Source organism: Streptomyces sp. NBC_00316, from assembly GCF_036158715.1.
Classification (GTDB): Bacteria; Actinomycetota; Actinomycetes; order Streptomycetales; family Streptomycetaceae; genus Streptomyces.
Map to the genome: position 1 here is coordinate 3,544,253 of NZ_CP108023.1, position 21,344 is coordinate 3,565,596.

Here is a 21,344-nt window from a genome sequence, read left to right on the forward strand (position 1 = left end):
GGTGAGATTGTGCAGCCGAACTTGGGATCCCACAGGGGCGGACACTCACAGACGCAGCGAATTCCCCCACCACACACCCCCAGCCACACAGCAACTTCCTGTGCAGCCACGGTGCCAGCGAACGCGGGCGGGATGGATCACTGTCATCGCCCCCCGAATGGGTGACGCTCCGACCTGCGAGTCTCACGGCGGCGGCATAAGTGCCGCCGCCGTGCAGTTCTCGCTGAGATTATGCAGCGAGTTTTGAGACCCTGCATACGGGGCCCGTGCGGGCGGTGTCAGGAAGTGTTGCCGCGCGGGAAGGAGACCTCCACGCGCCGGTTCTTCTTCCGGCCTTCCTCCGTGCTGTTGTCAGCAATCGGGTATTGCTCGCCGTAGCCGCGAATCTCGAAGGTGACGGACGAACCGAGCTCCTTGGAAAGAACGGCGTTCACGGATTCGGCACGCTGCTTGGACAGCACGTCACCGTGCGCAGCGGAGCCAAGGTCGTCAGTGAAGCCGAAAACGCGCACCTTGGTCGCCTTCTGCTTCTTGATCTCATCAGCAATGGCGGAAATGCGGGCACTGGCCGCGCTGCTCAGTTTTGCGCTGTCCTTGCCGAAGAGAACCTCGGCCTGGAGGGCGAACTTGACCGTGGAGTTCGTATCCTCGCGCCGCTCCTCACCACCCATGTCCTCGACCACGGACTTGATGTTGAGGACCTTCTCGGGCGCGAGCGTACCGCCTTCAGGCATCTTGAGGTCCGGATCGTTGGCGTCCACCTTGACGGGAGGCGCCGCCGATTCTTCTGTGCCCGGCGGAGTGCTCGGGGTCTCGTCCGCTCGCGCGAGACCAGCCGTGGCCAGGTTCGCACCGGCGAGCACAACGACAGCGGTGAAGGCGGTCACAGTAAGACGACCCAGAACGTGGCTCCGGTGAGTTTCTGTCATGTCGGCACTCACCCAGAGATCTTGATGGCGACGGAGTCGAAGGTCGGAATCGACAGGTCGACCTGGTCCGTGCCCTCGGGTGGAGCCGGGAACTGCATGAAGACGGGCACGGACTCGCCCGCCTCGATCTTCGAGATCCCTGTTGTACAGAGGCAACGACCATCAGTGTCCCGAAGCACGTAGTAACGCTTCTTCCCTTGCTGATCCACGAGTGTGCCGCCACTGACCGCGTCTCCGGATCCGAGCAGGATCTCCTTCTCGTTGCCCCGCCACCTACTCACACGGCTAAACGTGTCGGTACCGGTGTTCTTCATCTGCCCAGTGACCGTCACGAAGCCCCCTGAATCGCGAACGACAGAGGTGACGGTGTACTCAATTGACTCCGCTCCCTTAAGAACGGCGAGCTTAGCGTTCGGGTCCACCTTGTCCCCGGCGGCAGTATCCTGCTGCGCCCCCTTGTCCTCTTCGGAGGGCTTGGAAGGTGCGGAGGACGGCGAAGAAGTGTCCTTCGCCTGTCCGCCGTCATCGCTGCCGCAAGCAGTGACGGCGAGGGCCAGTGCCGCCGTCATGGAGACCGCCGCCACCACCCTTCGGGTCCTCGCAGTGCGCCGAATCCTCATGGGTTCTGATTCCTTTACTCGTCGTTCGCTGTCAGTCGTCGACCAAGTGGACGGCGAAGATGGCCTTGCTCAGAGCCGCCCATGCACCCTGATCGAAGTCAGTCGGGTCGATCGAAAAGCCATCCCGGCCATCGCACCTGAAGTTCACCGGGTCACCTGGATCACCCTTGAACCTGTAGCCGCATCGGAACTCGATGACTGCAGTCGCATCCGCGGTGCCGTACTTGGTTTCCGTGCCGGGGATCACCGTGTCGCCGACCGGGTAACGGGTCCGGATGCTGACATGCATCCTGTCCCGCAGGTAGCCGTACTCCGGGGTGCACGATGCGATGTCGGAGCGGTTACTGGATGCCAACCGCTGAGCCTGCGCGCAGGGAGACACCGGGTTGAACATGTAGCCCTGCAGGAACTCGTTGAGCCCGCCCGGCGTCATGAGCGCGGCTACGAACGGGGGGCCCAGGGTGTCACGCGCGTCCTGAGCCGCAGCGAGCGCGGCAGCGTCTGCTGCGCCCTGGGCTTCGTTGCGCGTGGCCGATGCCTTGCCGACAGCAAAGAAGGCGAACGCGAGGAAGAGCAGGCCCGCCACCATCACTACATAGATGGGGAAGGCCTGCCCTGCATCGCCGCGAGGTTTCGCGGTCATCAGCCAGCCTTGATCTTGTCGATCTGCTCGCTGATCTTGTCCTTGATGTCCCCGCCGATACCCGAGGCCGCGATGCCACCGATGATGGCCACGACCACCAGGATGATGCCCAGGTACTCGAAGGCCGTCTGACCCTTCGAGCGCTCGCGGTCGGTCATCCGGGAGATGACCGTGTTCCGCCAGCCGCGGACGGCGATCTGGGTGGCGACTGCGGTCTTGAGCATGGTGTTGTTCATGGTGAACCCCTCCGATATCGGCCGACCGTGGGACGGCCGACGCGTAAGTCTCTGTGGTGCCGCCTTCGTTACCGGCTTCCTCCTGGCCGGTGCCGTTGGCGACATGAGAAACATACGGCGGCACACCCTGCTCACCGGAGGGCCCCAGGGCCCATTCCCGGGCCCAAAGGGAGAGTTGGGCCCTCCAGGCCCCATGCTGGGCCCGCGGGCCCACACCCATGACGAAGTGCTCATTCCCGCGCTCCGCCATGACTACCTGCCCCCCATCGCGCCGGCCCCCGAAGGGGGCGCCGTGCCGAGCCAGCGGGCGATCGCCTCACTGCGGCTTGCGCTGTGCAACTTGGTGAAGATGCGGTTGATGTGGTTCTTGACCGTCTTCTCGCTGATGAAGCAGGTGGCGGCAATCTGCTGATTACTCATACCGGACGCGATCAGCTCCATGACTTCCACCTCCCTTGAACTCAGCCCGTACTGCTGCCTGTTGGGAGGCGTAACCGACCCCCCAGCTGTTGAAGACTGTGCCACAACTGGTTGCATTTGCGAAAGACCCTGCACGGGCTGGGCCGGTCGCGTCGCAGGTCGCGGCATTTCAGGGACCGCCGGATGTGCAGGCGCACCGTATGGCGGTACCTGTCCGTCGTAGCCGGGCCCCTGATACGCAACGCCCTTGGTCAGCGCGGTTCCCAGCCCTTCCGGGAGTGGTTCGCCCTGCGGGCCGGGGCCCTGACGCATATGGGCGAGGAGGGCGTTCGCCGCGGTCGCGGTGAAGTGGGCCCGACCGCTCTTGGTGTCCCGTACGGCCTGCACGAGTTGGTCGGCGGTGAACTCCCCGTGCACCAGATAGCCACCCGCGCCCAGGCGCAGCGCCTCGTGCACGATCTCGCTCTCGCGGCTGTACGTCAGCATCATCACGGGTGCAACCTGCACCAGGTGCGGCAATGCGGAGATGCCGTCGACGCCGGGCATGCGGACGTCGAGCAGGACGACGTCCGGGCGGTGCTGTACGGCCATGTCGTAGGCCTGGCGGCCGTCCGCGGCCTCCGCCACGACTTCGATGTCCTCACGGCCGGAGAGCAGCACCCCCAGGCCGGCCCGGACGACCGGGTTGTCATCGGCGACGACGACCCTCAGCGGGGCGGGAACCGCCACGGGAGGGGCCTCCGGGAAGGGTGGCAGGACCTCGGATGCCGCGGGTTGCGGGGGAACGGGGAACCCGGAGGAGCTGAGTTCCGAGTTGAGCGGGGTGGCGTGCGAGGACGTGTGCTGGGAGGCGTGGTGCTGTGCGGCCCAGTTCTGGCCCGACGCACGGGAGAAGTCGTCCGGCATCTGCGACCTCCTCTCAGGATCTTTGGGGAGTGTGGGTGAGCGGGTCAGTTCAGTTGTTGTGCGGACGGACCGGTGACGAGTGCGGCTGTCGGGAGTTCCAGCCGTACTTCGGTTCCCTTGGCCGCCTTGCCCTTGCCGATGCGGATACGGGCGCCGATGGAAGCGGCGCGTTCGACCATCCCGACGAGGCCGAAGTGGCCCGCACGCTTGAGATCGTCGAGCGTGGTGCCCGCGGGCAGGCCGCGCCCGTCGTCGTACACGCTGACGCGCAGGACATCGCCCTTCACGCCGGCCAGCACGATGAGATAGGTCGGGTGGGCGTGGCGATGGGCGTTCTCCATCGCTTCGGAGGCGACGGTGAGCAGCTGGCGGGCGACCACCTGGGGCACGAGCGGGACTGGGGCCTCGTTGAGCATCCGGAAGGTGGCTGTGAGGCCATGGCGGCGAGTGAAGTCGTCTGCCCTGGCGCGGAGTTCGGACACAACGTCCACACCGCCGTCGAGTCCGGAATCGCGGCGCAGGTCGGAGAGCAGTTCCCGTGATTCCGCCGCTGCCCGGCGGGCGGAGCGGGCGACCAGTTCGGCCTGGTGCTTGACGGTGAGCGGGTCCATCCGGTCGGACGAACTGGCCAGTCCGTCGGCGGCCAGAGCCAGACCGTGCAGGGTCTTGGCCACCGAGTCGTGCATCTCCCGGGCGAGCCGGGTGCGCTCGCCCTCCACGGCCTCGTTGACGGCCAGCCGGGCCCTGGTCTCGGTGAGGGCCTGGCTGGCCGTGCCGAACCGGAGAAGGAGATTGCGAAGGGTGACTCCGACGGCGCCCGCGATCACGCAGAAACCGGGGAGGAGGAGCGCGGTGGCGTCCCTTGCGTCCAGCTTCGAATCGGTGGCGTACACGCCGAAGACGATCAGTGTCTGGAGCGCGGCGAAGACGGCCGCACCGCGCCAGCCGTAGACCAGACCCGCCAGCAGCGGAGTACACACGGTGACGTACGCGAGCGTGGACTCGGGTGTGGCCGTAACCAGCAGCAGGGCACCGAACACCGCGTCTATGCCGAGCAGCCAGGGGTGGCGCAGCAGGACGGGACCGAAGCGTTCCCAGTCCCGGAAGAGGACGTACGAGCCCATGAAGGTGACGAGGACGGCCGAGCCGATCAGCCAGGTGGCCAGGCCCGGCGCCGTGCGGCCGATGGCGAACGGGGTGGCCATGGCGATCATCGCGAGCCGGAAGCCGAAGACCTGACGGCACATGGCCTGAAGCGCGTTGAGCTGGATCGCGAACGCCGGGCGCGCCCCGGGGCCGGCCATCGCCTGGCCTACTTCTGCGGTCAGTCCGATCTGGGAACTGCCGAGTGGGAACGACATGAGCCTGTCACCTCCTTCTGCTCGTCGTGGTCGTCATCTTGGTCATCCGGGGTCATCCGCCCGTCAAGAAGCTGAAGTCGACGTTGGCTCCGTAGACGAAGCCGACGGTCAGCAGGACAAGGGTTCCCGGGAGCAGAAAGGTCGTGACCGCGAAGGTGGCCTTCGGGACGGCCCTGGCCGCTTTCCGGCGGGCGTTCTGCGCGTCCGTGCGCCGCATGTCGTTGGCGATCTGGATCAGCGTGTCGACGATCGGGGCACCCAGCTCCTCGCCCTGCTGGAGTGTGGTCACGAACATCGCGACCTGCTCAGAGTCGTTGCGCTTGCGCAGTTCCTCGAAGGCCTGGCGCCGGCTGACGCCCATGTCCATCTGGCGCAGGGTGATACGGAGTTCGTCGGCCCACGGGCCCTCGTACTTGTCGGCGACGCGCCCCAGTGCCTGGCGGAAGCCCAGGCCCGCCGAGACGACGACGGCCAGGACGTCGAGGAAGTCGGGGAGCGTCCGCTCGATGTGGTCCTTGCGGACCCGGACCGCCGACCAGATGCCGACCTCGACCCAGAACAGACCGAAGGCGATCAAGAGCAGGGAGAGGAAGAGCTGGCCGCGCAGGATCATCGTGAACGCCCCGAGCAGGCCGAGGGCGCCGTAGACGAAGCGGCGGGCGGCGTAGCGGTCGATCGTCAGACCGCCGGGGTTGCCCGCCATGTCGATCTGGCGGCGCTTCTTGTTGACCGCCTTGGGGCCCATCATCCTCAGCACCATCGGGGCCCAGCGCATGCCGAGCCGGTCGATGCCGGAACCCATGGCGTTGGTGCGGGTGGCGCCGACCTCCAGGGCGATGGCGAGGTCACCGGGAAGCTTGGCGTCGGCGCGGTACATACGGATGCCGGCAATCGCTCCGAACACCGCGAGACCGACCACGAGCGCGAGCAACAGGTCCATGTCCGCTCCTCCCCTCAGACGTCGATACGGGACATGCGGCGGATCACGATGAATCCGATCGCGTACAGGACGAGGGAGACGATCACGGCTACCTGACCGATGAGGGCGCCGGTCATCCGGTCGAGTGCACCGGGCATCACCGCGTTCATCAGGAGCATGGCGCCGAAGCCGAACACCGGGACGGCGTAGGCGGTGACGGTCACCTGTGACAGCTGTGTCTTGACCTCACGCCGGGTCTCCTTGCGCTCCTCCAGCGTCTCCGTGAGGTTGCGCAGCGAGCTGACGACCGTACCGCCAGCCCGGTTGGACAGGACCAGGGTCGTCACCAGGACGACGAGCTCACGGGACGGCAGCCGGTCGGTCAGTTCGGACATCGCGTCGTCGAGCGATTCACCGACGGCGAGGCGACGGGCGACGCGGGCCAGTTCCTCCCCGGCCGGGTCCTCCATCTCGTCCGCCGCCATACCGATGGCGGTACGCAGCGCGAGGCCGGCCTGGGTGGCATTGGCGAGGATCCGGGAGAGCTCGGGCAGCTGGTTGATGAAGCGTTCGGTGCGCTTGGTCCGCTGCCAGTTCAGGAAGGCGTTGGTGCCCCACAGGCCGATGAGCGCCGCGACCGGGCCGAAGAAATTGGCGAGGACCGACGAGGCCGCCATCCAGAGTCCGGCCATGGCGACGATCGCGTAGACGAAGAACTCGCCCGGGGTGATTTCCAGACCCGTGGCGGCGAGCTTCAGCTCCAGCTTGCGGCCCAGACCCGTCCTGCGCAGCCTGCGGTCGACGCCCTGGAAGCGGCGCTGTCGCCCGGCTGCCGGTATCTGGCCGGTGTGCGAAAGCCGTTCGACGAGGGCGTCCCGGTCGGCCTTCCCGCCGGTGTAGGCGTGCAGGCCCATGACGCCCGTCACCCCGAAGACGAGGGTGACGCCGATCGTGAGCAGAGGGAGATTGTTCATCGCGCGGTACCTACTTGGCCTCTCGGGTGGCGAGCTGTTCGACGGATGCGGCGACTCCGAAGGCCTGCGGGATGGGCTGGCTGGCCATGTAGAGCTTGTCCGCGATCTTGCGCGGGAGCGGGAGGTACTGGAACTTGCCGTGGATCCGCCCGTCGGCGGCCATCGGCTGGGCGTTGAACCGGGCGACGGTCACGATGCGGTACGCGTCGCGGCCGTGCGAGTCCAGCACGGCGATCTCGGTGACCTTGCGGGAACCGTCGGCGTGCCGGGTGAGCTGGACGATGACGTCCACGGCGCTGTTGATCTGGTCGTGCAGCGCCTCGAACGGGATCTTGATCTCGGACATCGAGGCCAGGGTCTGCAGACGCATGAGCGCGTCCTCGGCGCTGTTGGCGTGGACGGTGGCGAGCGAGCCGTCGTGACCGGTGGACATCGCCTGGAGCATGTCGAGCGACTCGCCGCCACGGACCTCACCGACGACGATCCGGTCCGGGCGCATACGCAGGGAGTTGCGGACCAGGTCACGGATGGTGATCTGGCCCTTCCCCTCGACGTTCGCCGGGCGGGACTCCAGGCGGATCACATGGTTCTGCTGGAGCTGGAGCTCTGCGGAGTCCTCGATGGTGACGATGCGCTCATGGTTCGGAATCAGTCCGGACAGCGCGTTGAGCAGCGTCGTCTTCCCCGTGCCCGTGGCACCGGAGACGATGATGTTGAGCTTGGCCTGGACGAGCCCGGAGAGCAGGATCAGCATCTGGTCGTCGAGCGAGCCGATGCTGATCATCTCCTGAAGCGTGAAGGCGCGTGGGAACCGCCGGATGGTGAGGGTCGCGCCCGACAGCGACAGCGGCGGGATGATCACGTTGACACGCTCACCACTGGGCAGTCGGGCGTCGACCATCGGATTCGACTCGTCCACACGGCGGTTGACCGTCGACACGATGCGCTCGATGGTCTGCATCAGCTGCTCGTGCGAACCGAACCGCATCGGGAGCTGCTCGACCCTGCCGCTGCGCTCCACGAAGATCTGGTCCGGTCCGTTCACCATGATTTCGGTGATGGACGCGTCCTCGAGGAGCGGTTCCAGGATGCCGAGACCGAGGGCCTCGTCGACAACCCGCCGGATCAGCTGGGTGCGCTCGACGGTCGAGAGGACCGGGCCCTCACGGCTGATGATGTGGCTGAGGACGCGCTCCAGGCGGGCCCGCCGGTCGGCGGCGGCCAGCGAGGACATCTCCGCGAGGTCGATCTCCTCGAGCAGCTTGGCGCGGTAGGAGGCCACCATGTGACTGTCCTCCCGCCCCCCGCTGTTCTTCTCGGGGGCGGTGATGCGGGCCCGCAGGCTCATTCCGTAACTCCCTTGATCCGACGTGCAGATGGTGCTCCGACCGCGCGATGCGGAACTCGGTCATTCCCGGGGGAATGTGGCGCTTCGCTCGGCGTATCCCCAGGTGAGTCCAGGGACGACGGACGGGATCTTGACGCGGGCGGTGTAGGTCACCTCATCGATGCCGTAGCTCGGGGTGAACTGTGCGTCGTCAAGTTCGTCCGAGAGCCAGTCGCTCATCGCCTCCCGGCCCGCCAGTTCGGGCGGCAGGGGCGGCACCTGGTGGCTGGCCGTGCGAGCGGCCGCGCGGGCACCCGTGCCGGCCTGGTTGGCCGTGTACGCGGCCACACCCAGCTGGATCGCCAGAAGACCCACCAGAAGCAGCAGCGGGATGAAACCCATGTACTCGATGGCGACCTGGCCGCGGTCGCGGCGGTCCGTGCCTGTGCGCTTCGACATCGCTCAGCCCTCCGTCGGCGACGCGGCGTTGCCCTCGACGGAAAACGGCCAGTTGAGTACGCCGGGCACGAGCACCGGCACCTGCAGAGTGACCTTGGCCCTGTAGAGCGCGAGCCCTGCGTCGCACTCCGTGCTCGCCGAGCCCTCCCAGGCATCCGGCAGGTCCTCTTTGGCCGCACGCTGGCAGGCCAGCGTCGGAAGGTACTCCGCGCCGGTGCCCGCCCGCGCCGCCTCGTCCGCGGCATTGCCCGCCAGGCTGAACGTGTAGCCGATCAGCGCGCACTGCCAGAGTGCGATCAGTAACAGGATGATCAGCGGCGTGACGCCCACGAACTCGATCGCGGTCTGGCCGCGATCCCGCTCACGGCAGGAATCACCGTCACGCCTCCTCCGTATCCTCAGGCCTCTCGTCTCGGTGGCTGCCATTGGTCAACGCGTCCCCTCGGTCGTCCCACGGCCCCCGGAGTCGCTGCCGCGCCATCGGCGCGGGCGTCCGATCGAGCCTCGGTCGTTCTTGAACTTGCCTGCGTTCTTCCCGCCGCCCTTCTCCCCGCCGCCCGGAACCTCGACGATCCCCAGCTCCCCGGCCAGGCCCCAGAGCGCCTGCTTCACCACGCTCCTGGCGTCGAGTTCATGCATCCGGCCGGCGTCGACGGCGCCCTGGAGTTCCTTGAAGTTCGCGGGAACGGCCGTGTTCGCCATCCGGGTCCCGGTGATCTTCTCGATCAGCGGGGGCTGGATCTCGGTGTTGCGGATGTACCGGTTGACGAGGGTGAGCGTCTCCTCCGCCTTGCGGATCTGGAGCCGCTCCCACATGCGTACGGTGCGCTTCGCGCCGCGCACCGCGATCACGTCCGGGGTGGTGACCAGCAGCGCCGTATCGGCCATCTCGATGGCCGCCGCGGCGGCGCCCTGCAGCTGGCTGCCGCAGTCGATGACCACCACCTCGTACCGCGAGCGCAGGGCGCTGACGATCTGGCGGGCCGACCGGTCGCTGACCTCCTCGCCGCGCTCGCCCTCGCCGGGCGCCAGCAGCAGGGCGAGGCCGGTGCTGTGGCTGAACACGGCGTCGGACAGGACGCGGGGCGAGATGTCGGTGATCGCCGCCAGGTCGACGATGGACCGACGGAACTGCACGTCGAGGTACGAGGCTATGTCGCCGGACTGGAGGTCCATGTCGACCAGCGCGACGGAATGTCCCGACGCCTGGGAGGCCAGGGCGAGCTGGACCGCCGTCACGGTGGACCCCACACCGCCCTTGGCGCCGCTGACGGTGATGACGGTGCCGCCTGGGCCGGTGAAGACATCGCCTCCGGCACTCAGGTGGCGGCGTACCCCGACCGACCACTGGGCGGCGGACTGGACCCGGTTGGCGAGTTCCTCGTAACTCACCGGCAGGGTGACCAGGCCGCGCGCGCCCGATTCCATCGCGGCGGAGAACAGGCCGGGACTGGCGTCGGCGGTGATCAGCACGACCCCGATGGCGGGGAAGCGCAGGGAGACCTCCCGGATCAGCTCCAGAGCCGGCACCGGACCGATCCGCTCATGGACCAGCACGACCTCGGGCAGCTCGTCGAGCGACTCGCCGGCGAGCCGGGCGAGCGTGTCGATGAGCTGCGTCGAGTCGCCGACCGGTGCGGCCGGCTCCGCGTCGGGAAGCTGGCTGAGCAGGGTGGTGACGGATCTGGCCGCGTCGGTGTCACCGACGGCCGGGAGGATCCTGGTGGTCATTCGACCCTCACTTGTCCTTGTCGAGCGTGTAGGTGCGGTCGCCCGGACGGATGGTGCTGTCGCTGCCGGAGGCCAGGAGTGCGAGGCGTACGTGCTCCGCGAAGGACTCGGCGTAGGCGATGCGCTGGGTGTCGAGCGTGTTGAGCGCGAAGGTGATCGGGACGGCCTCGGTCCCCAGGTTCGACTTGGCGTCGCGGCCCGGCTCCAGCGCGGTCAGCTTGCCGACGTCCAGCACCTTGGCGTTGGAGACGATGACCTTCGACTGGGACGGGGCGCCGTCCTGCTCGCCGGCGAACGTGGCGTAGATGTTGACCGTCGAGCCCGGGGTGATCTTGCCGGCGACACCGGTGGCAGCGTCGATCATGATGGCAATCTCCTGCTCACCTGGCTGCAGTTCGGGACTCTTCTGGATCATGTCCGACTGGAGCAGCGAGCCCTTGCGCAGCTGGGTGACGGCGATCTTCCCGTTGATCTCGGAGAGGTCGGTCACGGCATTGGTCGACAGCCAGCGCTTCGGCATCTTGATCTTCTCGAACTGCCCGGCGGTCAGCCCCGTGTAGGGGGCGATGTCGCTCTTCAACCGGTAGGCCGACACCTCGGGACCGACCTTCGAGTTGACGTCGCTGATCACCGAGAGCACGCCGGCGAAGGCGCCGAAGGCGCACAGGACCGACAGGAGCAGGAGTATCACGCCGCGGCGCTGGCGGGAGTTCATGGGCCGGACAACCTCGTTCGTATCGGATGCGTGGGGCAGCGGACAGAAGGATGCGCGGTGGCTGAGTGGGCGGACGTGTCGAAGAGTGCGTCTGTCTCGGGTGTCTGTACCTGCGTCATGGCGTCCGCACCTGCTCGTGGTGACGTGGCGCGGAGGCCGGTCACGACCGGGGTGGCGCAGTCGCTCCGTGGTTCAGGACACTTCCTGACTGCATTCGGTTCTCGGGCGGAGGAAGAGGCGAGGAACAGAACCCGCACCGATCACCGATGAGTTCCATTCCGCACCAGTGGCAGTTCTCGCGTCTTACGGAGGCAACCAGTTGGTACAGAACGGAGATGTCCGGAAGATAGGCGGCAAATTCCACCAGTTTTCCGGTTCCCCACCATCGGGAGGAGTCGGAGGGCAGAGTGGCCTCCTGAATGGCCTGGACCTTCCAGGAGGGGGCCAGGGTTCTCTGCACCCATTCCGACTGCAACTGCCCTTTGGCGATCAGCAGATGTGTTCCGAACTCCGGTCCCGTCGGGGGCTCCGCGGCCGGACCGACCTTGGTGAGCTGCGGGTTCGGTCCCGCGACCACGGCGAACTGCGAGCCCGGCACCCATGATTTGGCATGCGTCTTGAGGCTGACCGGGACCCGGTCCAGCTTGGTGACGGAGTTCAGCAGGGCGCCCGCGTGGATGTAGTGCGGCAGCAGCCGGGCGGCCGAGGCGACCACTCCCGGGCTGAAGTCGCAGATCGACAACTGGCGCAGCTGTCTCACCAGTACGGCAAGGCCCAGCGGAGGGAGATCCACCTTGAGCAGAGCGATGCGGTCGCTCTCCAGGACCGATCTGACGGAGTGCAGTCTGCGCTCGTGGGCCACGGGCAGGCCGGCCGAGTAGACGGCGACGACATAGCCGTGCTGCTCCAGCATCACATGCATGTCGCTGATCGCCAGATCCATCGTCTGGTCTTCCGGAGCCTGCAGCAAGGCCGCCGTCGGTGTCTGCTGATCGGTCGCTGGCAGCACAAGATCAGCACTGGTCACTGCTATAGCGGTCGGCACGCTGGTCCCCGTTCGGCTCCGGCCGCCGTCGCGCTGACGGTGGCCGCAATCGCTCCTGCTCCGTGCTTCTGCCCTTGCACTTTATCCACGTCCCACCAGCCAGAGAACACCTTTCGTGGACCAGTACAGGAACAGCCGTGCAACACCCACGCAACTGGCTTGTGGCCGCCGGGTACGAAATCGGACGAAAACGAGAGTGGTTAACTTCTGTACCACTGCGCAGAGTTACCGATACGCGTTCCGATTTCCTTCGGCGGGAATTCGTTCACCCACGTCAGAATGGATCTTGGGGTGTTGCTACCCCATTCCGCCCGGACGAAATCCGTCACCGAGCGATCACTTCGGCCGCCCCGCCATGCCGCGCGCCCGCCACACCCCGGAGGGGTGGCATCCAGGCCCACGAAGATCACCCGAGCGCGGCCGGAACCCCCTCCGGACCCCTTCGCCGGAAGCTCTCGTCGCCAGAGGTCTTGACAACTTGAATGGTCTGGACCAACTTATCGGCCAACGGTGGCCACCGTTCCTCAACTCACCCCCACGCCCCGCACGTTCACTCCCGTGTCGCACCTCCGACACCCGCCTGCATCCCCGATGCATCCCCCTGCATCCCCAACTCCCCCACGGAGGCAAGCAAGTGGAACGCACACCCGGCACCCGGCACCGCAGACGTCCCGTCCGCACGATCCTCGGCTCCGCCATGGCCGTCGTCGCCGCCGGAGCGCTCACCGTCACCGGCCTCGTCAGCACCGCCGAGGCCGCCGACGTCAACGTCGCCAAGAACGCGGGCTTCGAGTCCGGACTCACCAACTGGACCTGTTCCAACGGCAGCGGCACCACTGTCTCCTCCCCCGTGCACGGGGGAGCCGCGGCCCTGAAGGCGACCCCGGCCGGCCAGGACAACGCTCAGTGCACGCAGGCCGTGGCCGTGAAGCCGAACTCCACGTACGCGCTCAGCGGCTGGGTGCAGGGTGGATACACGTACATCGGCGCGACCGGCACCGGAACGACGGACGTGTCGACCTGGACGCCCGACGCAAGCAGCTGGACCAAGCTCTCCACCAGCTTCACGACCGGACCGAACACCACCTCGGTGACCGTCTATCTCCACGGCTGGTACGGGCAGGCCCCCTACTTCGCCGACGACATCTCCGTGACCGGCCCCGACGGCGGAGGCGGCACCGACCCCGCACCCACGATCCCCGCCACTCCGGCCGGACTCGCGGTGGGGTCCGTGACCTCGTCCTCCGTGGCCCTGTCCTGGAACGCGGTGTCGGGCGCGACGGGCTACAACCTCTACCAGAACGGCACCAAGGTGCAGTCGGTGAGCGGGGCCTCGGCCACCGCGACGGGACTGGCCGCCTCGACCTCGTACTCCTTCCAGGTGTCCGCGACCAACGCGGCCGGTGAGTCCGCCAAGTCCTCGGCGGTGACCGGTACCACGTCGGCCACGGGCGGCGGGGGCGGCGGGACCGTGCCCAAGCACGCGGTGACCGGCTACTGGCAGAACTTCAACAACGGCGCCACGGTCCAGAAGATCAGCGATGTGCCGGCCAACTACGACATCATCGCGGTCTCCTTCGCCGACGCGACGGGGACGCCGGGCGGTGTCACCTTCAACCTCGACTCGGCCGGGCTCGGCGGCTACACCGTCGACCAGTTCAAGGCCGACATCAGGGCGAAGCAGGCGGCCGGCAAGTCCGTGATCATCTCGATCGGCGGCCAGAACGGCACCGTCTCGATCAACGACTCGACCTCCGCCACGAACTTCGCCAACTCCGTCTACTCGATGATGCAGACGTACGGCTTCGACGGCGTCGACATCGACCTGGAGAACGGCCTCAACTCCACGTACATGACCCAGGCGCTCAGGTCCCTCTCGTCGAAGGCGGGCTCCAAGCTCGTCATCACGATGGCGCCGCAGACCATCGACATGCAGTCGACGTCGAACGAGTACTTCAAGACGGCGCTCAACATCAAGGACATCCTGACCGTCGTCAACATGCAGTACTACAACAGCGGTTCGATGCTCGGCTGCGACGGCAAGGTCTACTCGCAGGGCTCGGTGGACTTCCTCACCGCGCTCGCCTGCATCCAGCTGCAGGGCGGTCTCGCACCGGCCCAGGTCGGGCTCGGTGTACCCGCATCGACCAGCGGCGCGGGCAGCGGCTATGTCTCGCCGACGATCGTGAACAACGCCCTGGACTGCCTCGCCCGTGGCACGAACTGCGGATCGTTCAAACCGTCCACGACGTACCCGTCGCTGCGCGGCGCGATGACCTGGTCGACGAACTGGGACGCCAAGTCGGGCAACGCGTGGTCGAACGCGGTGGGCCCGCACGTCCACGGCCTGCCGTAGCCGGCGCGGGGGTGTACGGGTGCCCGGTGCGGCGCCCGTGCACCCTCCGTCCCACACCCCATACATCCTGACCAGCAGCGCCGCCGCTCCCCCGGCGGCGCTGCTGCGTGCGAGCTATGGTGCCCTATACTTAGTCCATCGCTTAGTCCACCCCTGGATCCCGAGTGTGAGGCAGCCGTGGAAGCAGCCCGCCAGTACAACGTGCACGAGGCCAAGACCCACTTCTCACGCATCCTCGAACAGGTCGCCACCGGCGAGGAAGTCGTGATCAGCAAGGCCGGCGAACCGGTGGCCAAGGTGGTTCCGCTGCGTCCCAAGGTCAGGCGGACGGGGCGCGGCTCCTTGAAGGGTCGGATCCACCTCGCCGCCGACTTCGACGAGCTGCCCGACGAGATCGCCCGTGCCTTCGGGATGCAGTGATGCGGCTACTTCTCGACACGCATGTGATCCTCTGGTGGCTCGACGACTCCTCCGAGCTCTCCGGGGAAGTCAAGGACCTGCTCGATACAGAACCGTCCGTGTACGTCAGCGCGGTCTCTGCCTGGGAGATCACCATCAAGCAGTCACTCGGCAAACTGGACGGACCGGAGGATCTGGCGGAACGGGTCCGGGACAGCCAGTTCACGCAGCTGCCGATCACCGCCGGGCATGGAGTGCGGGCGGGCAGGCTGCCGGCCCATCACCGGGATCCGTTCGACCGGATACTGGTCGCGCAGGCCCAGACCGAAGGAATGACGATCGTCACCCGTGACAAGTGGATCCCGCACTACGATGTCGCGGTCATGGACGTCTAGTGCTGTGACCGGAAGGGTTTGCCGGGAGGCTCGCGGCGTCCGGTGCGGTGCATCGCAAGGCGGAGCATCGCCCGCGTACGGGATGTACTCAGGTGATGCGACAACGCGGCGAGGTGCCGCGCCGGGCGGCGCGAGCCGGTGAACCTTTCCGGTCAGTCACAGCACTAGTCCCTTGCGAGCCGCCGCCCGACGCGGCTCCCGACGTCTGTGAGGGCTGCCCCGTAGCCCTGACGGGACAGCCCTCGGCCTCGCGCCGTACGTGCGTGGGGCCAGGGCGTCTCGTTTGGATCATGCTGGGCTCGCGGGGGGCACGCACATCCGCCGCGTTGTCGTCAGTCTTCCCCGAGCTCTCGGCTTCGCTCGAGCAGGGGAGACCCCATGCGCTCCGCGTCGGCTCCTTCCTCCGCATTGCAGCTGCACGCACCACGGTGTCATCAGCCGCTCCGCGGCGGGCCGCTCCCTGATCCAGCCTGATCCGAACGAAAGACCCTAGATCACCAGACTCAGCAGCGCCGCCACCACGAAGCCCGCCACCGACAGGACCGTTTCCAGGACCGTCCAGGACTTCAGGGTGTCGCGCTCGGTGATGCCGAAGTACTTCGACACCATCCAGAAGCCGCCGTCGTTGACGTGCGAGGCGAAGATCGAGCCCGCCGAGATCGCCATGATGATCAGTGCCAGGTGCGCCTGGGACATGTCCTGGCCCTCGACCAGCGGTACGACGATGCCCGCCGTGGTGACGATCGCGACCGTCGCCGAACCCTGGGCGACGCGCAGGACGACGGAGATCAGCCAGGCCAGCAGGATGACCGGCAACCCGACGTCGTTGAACGTGTCGGCGAGGGCGCCCGCGATGCCGCTGGCCTTCAGGACGGCGCCGAAGATGCCGCCCGCGCCGACCACCAGCAGGATGTTGCCGACCGGCTTCAGCGAGGAAGTGGACACCGATTCCAGGGACTTGCGGGACCAGCCGCGCCGGATGCCCAGCAGGTAGTACGCGAGGACCAGCGCGATCGTCAGGGCGACGAACGGGTTGCCGAAGAACTCGACGACCGAGCGGAGCGTGGACGGGTCCAGGGCGATGGAGGAGAACGTCGCGGCGAGGATCAGCACCAGCGGGGTACCGGTGATCGTCAGCACGGTGGCGAGCCCGACCGGCTCCTCGCGCGCGGAGACTCCGGCGGCGCGCTGCTCGGCGACGACCGCGGCCTTCGCCTCCTCGGCGGCGTCGACCATGTCCTGCGGGACCTCGACGAAGATCCGCTTTCCGATCCACGCGGCGTAGCCCCAGGCCGCGAGCACGGACGGGATGCCGACGACGGCGCCCATCAGGATGACCCAGCCGAGGGAGACGTGGAAGAGACCCGCGGCGGCGACCGGTCCCGGGTGCGGGGGCAGGAACGCGTGGGTCATGGAGAGGCCGGCCAGCAGCGGCATCGCGTACAGCAGGATCGATTTTCCGGACCGCTTCGCGGCGGCGTACACGATCGGTGCGAGGACGAAGATGCCGACGTCGAAGAAGACCGGGATACCGAAGATGAGACCGGTCAGGCCCATGGCGAGCGGGGCACGCTTCTCGCCGAAGAGGTTCAGCAGACGGGCGCTCAACACCTCGGCGCCGCCGGAGACTTCCAGGATCGCGCCGAGCATCGTTCCGAGGCCGATGATGATCGCGACATGGCCGAGGATGCCGCCCATGCCGGACTCGATGACGGAGACGGCGGCGGATTTCTGCACCGTGCCGAAGAGCTCGGTGACGGAGAGGCCGGCGCCCAGGCCGACGGCTATGGAGACGGCGAGCAGCGCGACGAACGGCTGCAGCCTGATCTTGATGATCAGGAAGAGGAGGAGCGCGATACCGAGGGCGGCGACGGTCAGCAGACCGGCGGTGCCGTCGATCAGCAGGAGGAGTCCACCGGTGTGGGGTGGTGTCTCGACCGGAGGTGGCGTGGCGGCGAGCAGCATGGGACGACTCCGTGGTGGGGGGGATCCTTCGGGCAGGGTGGGGCGCGGCACGGCGCCCCGGTCGTGCGGGGCGCCGTGCCGTACGGCGTGGTGGTGCGGTGCGGCAAGCGGATCAGCTGTGGATCGGCCGTCTCGTTCAGCTCAGGACGGCGAGCGCGTCGATCTCGATCAGCAGGCCCTTGGGGAGGCCGACGTAGACCGTCGTACGGGCGGCAGGGGCCTCCTTGAGGTTCTGCTCGCCGAAGTACGCGTTGTAGATCTCGTTCATCTCCGCGAAGTGGTCCACGTCCGTGAGGTAGACGCGCATCATCATCACGTCGTCCCAGCTCGCGCCGCCCTCCTCCAGGATCGCCTTGACGTTGGCGAACGTCTGCAGGGTCTGCTCACGCAGCGTCGGGCCGGCCGGGGTCGGCGCCTGGCCCTCGACGGCGGGCAGGAAGCCGACCTGGCCGGCGACCTGGAGGATGTTCCCCTTCTTCACGCCGTGCGAGAACTTGGCGGGCGGGGCGGTGTGGGTGCTGGGGGTGAGCGCGGTCTTCTCGGTCATGACAGTTCAGGCCTTCTTGGGTTGGGGGGTGGGCGTGCCGGAGTACTCCCGGCTGATGGCGTCGGCCGTGCGGCGCACCAGCGGGAGCAGGGTGAGGAGTTCCTCGGCCGTGACGACGACGTTGGGTGCAGACACCGACATGGCGGCGACGACCCGGCCGTCCGCGCCGCGGATGGGGGCGCCGATGCAGTTGATGGACTCCTCGTGGCCGCCGAGATCGGTGGCCCAGCCCTGTTCGCGGACGGCGGCGAGCTCCTTGAGGAAGGCACCGGCGTTCGGGACCGAACGGGACGTGTACATGGGGTAGTCGAGCTTCTCGGCGAGCGCGCGCCGCTCGGGCTCGGCCAGATCGGCGAGCAGCAGCTTGGCGACGGCGGCGACCGTGATCGCGACGGGCTTGCCGACCCGGGAGTACATCCTGACCGGGTAGCGGCTCTCGACCTTGTCGATGTAGAGGACCTCGTGCTCCTCGTACACCGCGAGATGGACGGTGTGCCCGCACTGCTCGTTCAGCTCGACGAGGTGGGGGTGCGCGATCTCGCGTACGTCGAGATTCTCGACGGCCTCCTGCGCGAGGGCGAACAGGCGGGCGCCGAGGCGGTAGCGCTGGTCCTCCTGGCGGTAGACGAGCCCGTGCTCGTGGAGCGTACGGAGCAGACGCAGCGCGGTGGACTTGTGCACACCGAGGCGGTCCGCGACCTGGCCGAGGTCGGCGGGGCCCTGGGCCAGGAGCGGGAGGATGCTCAGCGCGCGGTCGACGGTCTGGCTCATGTCGGGTGTACCTCCTGCGTGACCGGGGTCCGGGTGACCGGGGCCTGGCCGGCTGCCGTCCAGCCGGGGCCGAGACGAAGTCTCCCCCAGGCGTCGTCGTCGAGAGCGACAAGACGGTCGGCGTGTGCGCGGGAGGGAGGGGCGGTGAGGTCGCCGGGGACGGTGAGGACGCCGGCGGCCATGAGGTGGCCGTGCCGGGTGCGCTCGCGGACGGGGAGGTCGCGGAGGGTGGCGGAGAGGAAGCCGGCGGCGAAGGCGTCACCGGCGCCGACGGCCGCGACGACGTCCACGCGGAGCGCGGGCACGGTGGTGACGGTGTCGCGGGTGGCCACGGCGGCGTCCGGGGCCTGTCCCCTGTCCGTCCCTTCCCGGACCGGGGCATCGCTCCCGGCGGTTTCGGCCCGTCCGGCGGTCGAGGACCGGGGTTCGGGGCCGGGCCGCGAGAAGACCGTCGCGCCCTCGCTGCCCCGCTTGACCACCAGCAGGGACGGCTCCGGCAACGCCGCACGGATCGCGTCCGCCCCGCACAGCCCCCACGCCTCCTCCGCCTCGTCCTCACCGACGAAGACCAGATCGGCGCGGCGTGCCAGGTCGAGCAGGACCTGCGGGCCGGCCTCGCCTCCGCGCCACAGTCCTGGACGGTAGTTCACGTCGAACGAGATCAGCGGGCGTCCCGGGCGGGGCGCGGTCAGGAAATGGAGCAGGGACAGGCAGTCCTCGGAGAGGGCCGCCGTGATCCCGGACAGGTGCAGGATGCGGCCGCGGAGCACGTCACCGGCCGGGACGTTCGCCGGGGACATCGCGGACGCCGCCGACCCGGCCCGGTAGTACGCGACCTCGTGCGTGTCCGTCGCCCGGTCGGCCGCCGTACGGAAGTAGATGCCCGTGGGGCGGGCCGTGTCCCGCCGGACGGCCGAGGTGTCCACTCCGTACGCGGAGATCGCCTCGACCAGATGGTCGCCGAAGCCGTCCGCCCCGACCCGGCCGACCCACTTCGCCCGGTGGCCCGCCGCCGCCAGCGCGCAGGCGACGTTGGACTCCGCGCCGCCGATCGCACGGCCGAAGGACGGGACGTCGGCGAGGCGGCCGGGCTGCGAGGGCAGGAACGTCACCATGGACTCGCCGAGGCAGACGACATCGCTGGTCGTGACGGCGTGGGCCGCCCCTGCTCCGGGTCCGGGCACACTGGGCTCCTCGCTGATCTGGCGTTCAGCGCCGGCTCATCATTGACCCGGCGTCGGCTCGGATGTTAGACAGCGTTGAGCGATATGCGCAATGACTGTTGCATATGTTGCAACGCATACTTCTTGAGGAGGCTCCCTTGGCCGCCGACCACCCGGGCACCCCGGCTGAACCCACCGCACTCGCCGGACTCGCCGACGAACCGGTCGACCACCGTTTCAAGTCGCTCCCGCCCGACGCGGAGGGCCTGACCGTCGGCGCCCTCGCCGCCGAACGCCGCAACCTCTTCACGGGCGGGTTCACCACCCCGGTCCTCGCCCTCTCCGCCGAGTCCGTCGAGCACAACCTCGCCCTCCTGGAGACGTACGCGGAACGCCACGGCCTCGCGTTCGCCCCGCACGGCAAGACCTCGATGTCCCCGCAGCTCTTCGCGGACCAGCTGAAGCACGGCGCGTGGGGCATCACCGCGGCCGTGCCGCACCAGGCACGGGTCTACCGGGCGTACGGCATCCAGCGGATCTTCCTCGCCAACGAGGTCGTCGACGCGGTGGCACTGCGCTGGCTGGCCCGCGAGCTGGAGGCCGACCCGGAGTTCCGCTTTGTCTGCTACGTGGACTCGGTGCGCGGTGTCGAGCTGATGGACGAGGCCCTGCGTGCCGCGTCCGCCACGCGCGCGGTGGATGTCGTGGTGGAGCTGGGCGCGGGCGAGGGCGCGCGCACCGGTGCCCGTACCGACGCCGACTGCACGGCCGTCGCCGACGCCGTCGCGGCGACGGAGACCCTGCGGCTGGTGGGTGTCGCCGGCTACGAGGGCGAGGTGCCGAACGCGTCGCCGGAGCGGGTACGGGACTGGCTGCGCCGGCTCGTCGCACTGGCGGCAGACCTCGACAAGGCGGGCCGGTTCGCCGGCGCGGACGAGATCCTGGTCAGCGCCGGTGGCAGCGCCTGGTTCGACGCGGTGGCCGAGGTCTTCGCGGAGATTCCCGAACTCTCTTCCCCCGTGGTGAAGTTGCTGCGTTCCGGCGCGTACGTCTCGCACGACGACGGTCACTACCGGCGGATCACTCCGTTCAACCGGACGCCCGAGGAGGGGGCGCTGCAGCCGGCCTTCCGGCTGTGGGCGCAGGTCGTGTCGCGTCCCTCCGCCGAGCAGGCGTTCCTCAACGCGGGGAAGCGGGATGCGGCGTACGACCTCGACCTGCCCGAGGCGCAGGTGATCCGGTCGGGGCGGGACGGCTCGGTGCGGCAGGCGACGGGAGTCGCGGTCACGGGGCTGTCCGACCAGCACACGTGGCTGCGGACCGAGACGGGCGCGGAGCTGGAGGTCGGCGACTGGGTGGGGATGGGGCTTTCGCATCCGTGCACGAGCTTCGACAAGTGGCAGTTGATTCCGCTGGTCGAGGCGGACGGCACGGTCACGGACTACATCCGCACCTTCTTCTGA

22 protein-coding genes are annotated in these 21,344 nt (G+C 68.1%); 4 read left to right on the top strand and 18 right to left on the bottom strand.

The window, feature by feature from the left end; genetic code table 11:
- Nucleotides 1-278 precede the first annotated feature (278 nt).
- From OG878_RS15580 to OG878_RS15645, 14 genes are all read right to left on the bottom strand, one after another.
- Nucleotides 279-929: an OmpA family protein gene (locus OG878_RS15580; protein WP_328891255.1), complete on the bottom strand. Its 651-nt coding sequence runs from the start codon at nucleotides 927-929 to the stop codon at nucleotides 279-281.
- A gap of 8 nt (nucleotides 930-937) precedes the next feature.
- Complete coding sequence (locus OG878_RS15585) at nucleotides 938-1,516, bottom strand: hypothetical protein (RefSeq protein ID WP_328887360.1); 579 nt, start codon at nucleotides 1,514-1,516, stop codon at nucleotides 938-940.
- Between the two features lie 64 nt (nucleotides 1,517-1,580).
- A complete protein-coding gene (locus OG878_RS15590; protein ID WP_328887361.1) occupies nucleotides 1,581-2,192 on the bottom strand; it encodes a pilus assembly protein TadG-related protein in 612 nt (203 codons plus the stop codon).
- Nucleotides 2,192-2,428 (bottom strand): hypothetical protein, encoded by a 237-nt coding sequence (locus tag OG878_RS15595; protein ID WP_328887362.1) that lies wholly within the window; start codon nucleotides 2,426-2,428, stop codon nucleotides 2,192-2,194. The genes OG878_RS15590 and OG878_RS15595 overlap by 1 nt, the downstream gene beginning before the upstream one ends.
- Before the next feature lie 252 nt (nucleotides 2,429-2,680).
- Complete coding sequence (locus OG878_RS15600) at nucleotides 2,681-3,754, bottom strand: response regulator transcription factor (RefSeq protein WP_328887363.1); 1,074 nt, start codon at nucleotides 3,752-3,754, stop codon at nucleotides 2,681-2,683.
- Between the two features lie 44 nt (nucleotides 3,755-3,798).
- The gene (locus tag OG878_RS15605) at nucleotides 3,799-5,115 is read right to left on the bottom strand and encodes a sensor histidine kinase (protein WP_328887364.1); all 1,317 of its coding nucleotides are present in this window, start codon (nucleotides 5,113-5,115) and stop codon (nucleotides 3,799-3,801) included.
- Nucleotides 5,116-5,167: 52 nt separating this feature from the next.
- Nucleotides 5,168-6,055, bottom strand: coding sequence for a DUF5936 domain-containing protein (locus tag OG878_RS15610; RefSeq protein WP_328887365.1), 888 nt, complete (start codon nucleotides 6,053-6,055; stop codon nucleotides 5,168-5,170).
- A 14-nt stretch (nucleotides 6,056-6,069) separates the two neighbouring features.
- Nucleotides 6,070-7,008 (bottom strand): type II secretion system F family protein, encoded by a 939-nt coding sequence (locus OG878_RS15615; protein ID WP_328887366.1) that lies wholly within the window; start codon nucleotides 7,006-7,008, stop codon nucleotides 6,070-6,072.
- A gap of 10 nt (nucleotides 7,009-7,018) precedes the next feature.
- Nucleotides 7,019-8,356, bottom strand: coding sequence for a CpaF family protein (locus OG878_RS15620; RefSeq protein WP_277328064.1), 1,338 nt, complete (start codon nucleotides 8,354-8,356; stop codon nucleotides 7,019-7,021).
- Nucleotides 8,357-8,416: 60 nt separating this feature from the next.
- Nucleotides 8,417-8,794, bottom strand: a complete 378-nt coding sequence (locus tag OG878_RS15625; RefSeq protein ID WP_328887367.1) for a TadE/TadG family type IV pilus assembly protein — start codon at nucleotides 8,792-8,794, stop codon at nucleotides 8,417-8,419.
- A 3-nt stretch (nucleotides 8,795-8,797) separates the two neighbouring features.
- On the bottom strand, nucleotides 8,798-9,220 hold the full coding sequence (locus OG878_RS15630; RefSeq protein ID WP_328887368.1) for a TadE/TadG family type IV pilus assembly protein: 423 nt from the start codon (nucleotides 9,218-9,220) through the stop codon (nucleotides 8,798-8,800).
- A gap of 3 nt (nucleotides 9,221-9,223) precedes the next feature.
- Nucleotides 9,224-10,525 carry an AAA family ATPase gene (locus OG878_RS15635; protein ID WP_328887369.1) on the bottom strand — a complete coding sequence of 434 codons (1,302 nt, stop codon included), beginning with the start codon at nucleotides 10,523-10,525 and terminating at the stop codon, nucleotides 9,224-9,226.
- Nucleotides 10,526-10,532: 7 nt separating this feature from the next.
- Nucleotides 10,533-11,240, bottom strand: coding sequence for a Flp pilus assembly protein CpaB (gene cpaB / locus OG878_RS15640; protein ID WP_328887370.1), 708 nt, complete (start codon nucleotides 11,238-11,240; stop codon nucleotides 10,533-10,535).
- A gap of 160 nt (nucleotides 11,241-11,400) precedes the next feature.
- Nucleotides 11,401-12,249: a hypothetical protein gene (locus OG878_RS15645; protein ID WP_328887371.1), complete on the bottom strand. Its 849-nt coding sequence runs from the start codon at nucleotides 12,247-12,249 to the stop codon at nucleotides 11,401-11,403.
- A 670-nt stretch (nucleotides 12,250-12,919) separates the two neighbouring features.
- Here OG878_RS15645 and OG878_RS15650 point away from each other — a divergent pair.
- The 3 genes from OG878_RS15650 (at nucleotide 12,920) to OG878_RS15660 (ending at nucleotide 15,435) form a co-directional block, all read left to right on the top strand.
- Nucleotides 12,920-14,641, top strand: coding sequence for a chitinase (locus OG878_RS15650; RefSeq protein WP_328887372.1), 1,722 nt, complete (start codon nucleotides 12,920-12,922; stop codon nucleotides 14,639-14,641).
- A gap of 177 nt (nucleotides 14,642-14,818) precedes the next feature.
- A complete protein-coding gene (locus OG878_RS15655; protein ID WP_328887373.1) occupies nucleotides 14,819-15,061 on the top strand; it encodes a type II toxin-antitoxin system Phd/YefM family antitoxin in 243 nt (80 codons plus the stop codon).
- Nucleotides 15,061-15,435, top strand: coding sequence for a type II toxin-antitoxin system VapC family toxin (locus OG878_RS15660; protein WP_328887374.1), 375 nt, complete (start codon nucleotides 15,061-15,063; stop codon nucleotides 15,433-15,435). The genes OG878_RS15655 and OG878_RS15660 overlap by 1 nt, the downstream gene beginning before the upstream one ends.
- Nucleotides 15,436-15,924: 489 nt before the next feature.
- Here OG878_RS15660 and OG878_RS15665 read toward each other — a convergent pair whose 3' ends face one another.
- The 4 genes from OG878_RS15665 to OG878_RS15680 all read right to left on the bottom strand — a co-directional run bounded on the left by OG878_RS15665 (nucleotide 15,925) and on the right by OG878_RS15680 (nucleotide 19,902).
- Nucleotides 15,925-17,400 (bottom strand): GntP family permease, encoded by a 1,476-nt coding sequence (locus OG878_RS15665; RefSeq protein WP_328887375.1) that lies wholly within the window; start codon nucleotides 17,398-17,400, stop codon nucleotides 15,925-15,927.
- Between the two features lie 136 nt (nucleotides 17,401-17,536).
- On the bottom strand, nucleotides 17,537-17,947 hold the full coding sequence (locus OG878_RS15670) for a RidA family protein (RefSeq protein WP_030914824.1): 411 nt from the start codon (nucleotides 17,945-17,947) through the stop codon (nucleotides 17,537-17,539).
- 6 nt (nucleotides 17,948-17,953) lie between these two features.
- The gene (locus tag OG878_RS15675; protein WP_328887376.1) at nucleotides 17,954-18,718 is read right to left on the bottom strand and encodes an IclR family transcriptional regulator; all 765 of its coding nucleotides are present in this window, start codon (nucleotides 18,716-18,718) and stop codon (nucleotides 17,954-17,956) included.
- Complete coding sequence (locus OG878_RS15680; RefSeq protein ID WP_328887377.1) at nucleotides 18,715-19,902, bottom strand: sugar kinase; 1,188 nt, start codon at nucleotides 19,900-19,902, stop codon at nucleotides 18,715-18,717. The genes OG878_RS15675 and OG878_RS15680 overlap by 4 nt, the downstream gene beginning before the upstream one ends.
- 104 nt (nucleotides 19,903-20,006) lie before the next feature.
- Here OG878_RS15680 and OG878_RS15685 point away from each other — a divergent pair, with 104 nt between their 5' ends.
- Entirely contained in the window at nucleotides 20,007-21,344 is a 1,338-nt protein-coding gene (locus OG878_RS15685; RefSeq protein ID WP_443049118.1) for an alanine racemase, read from the top strand.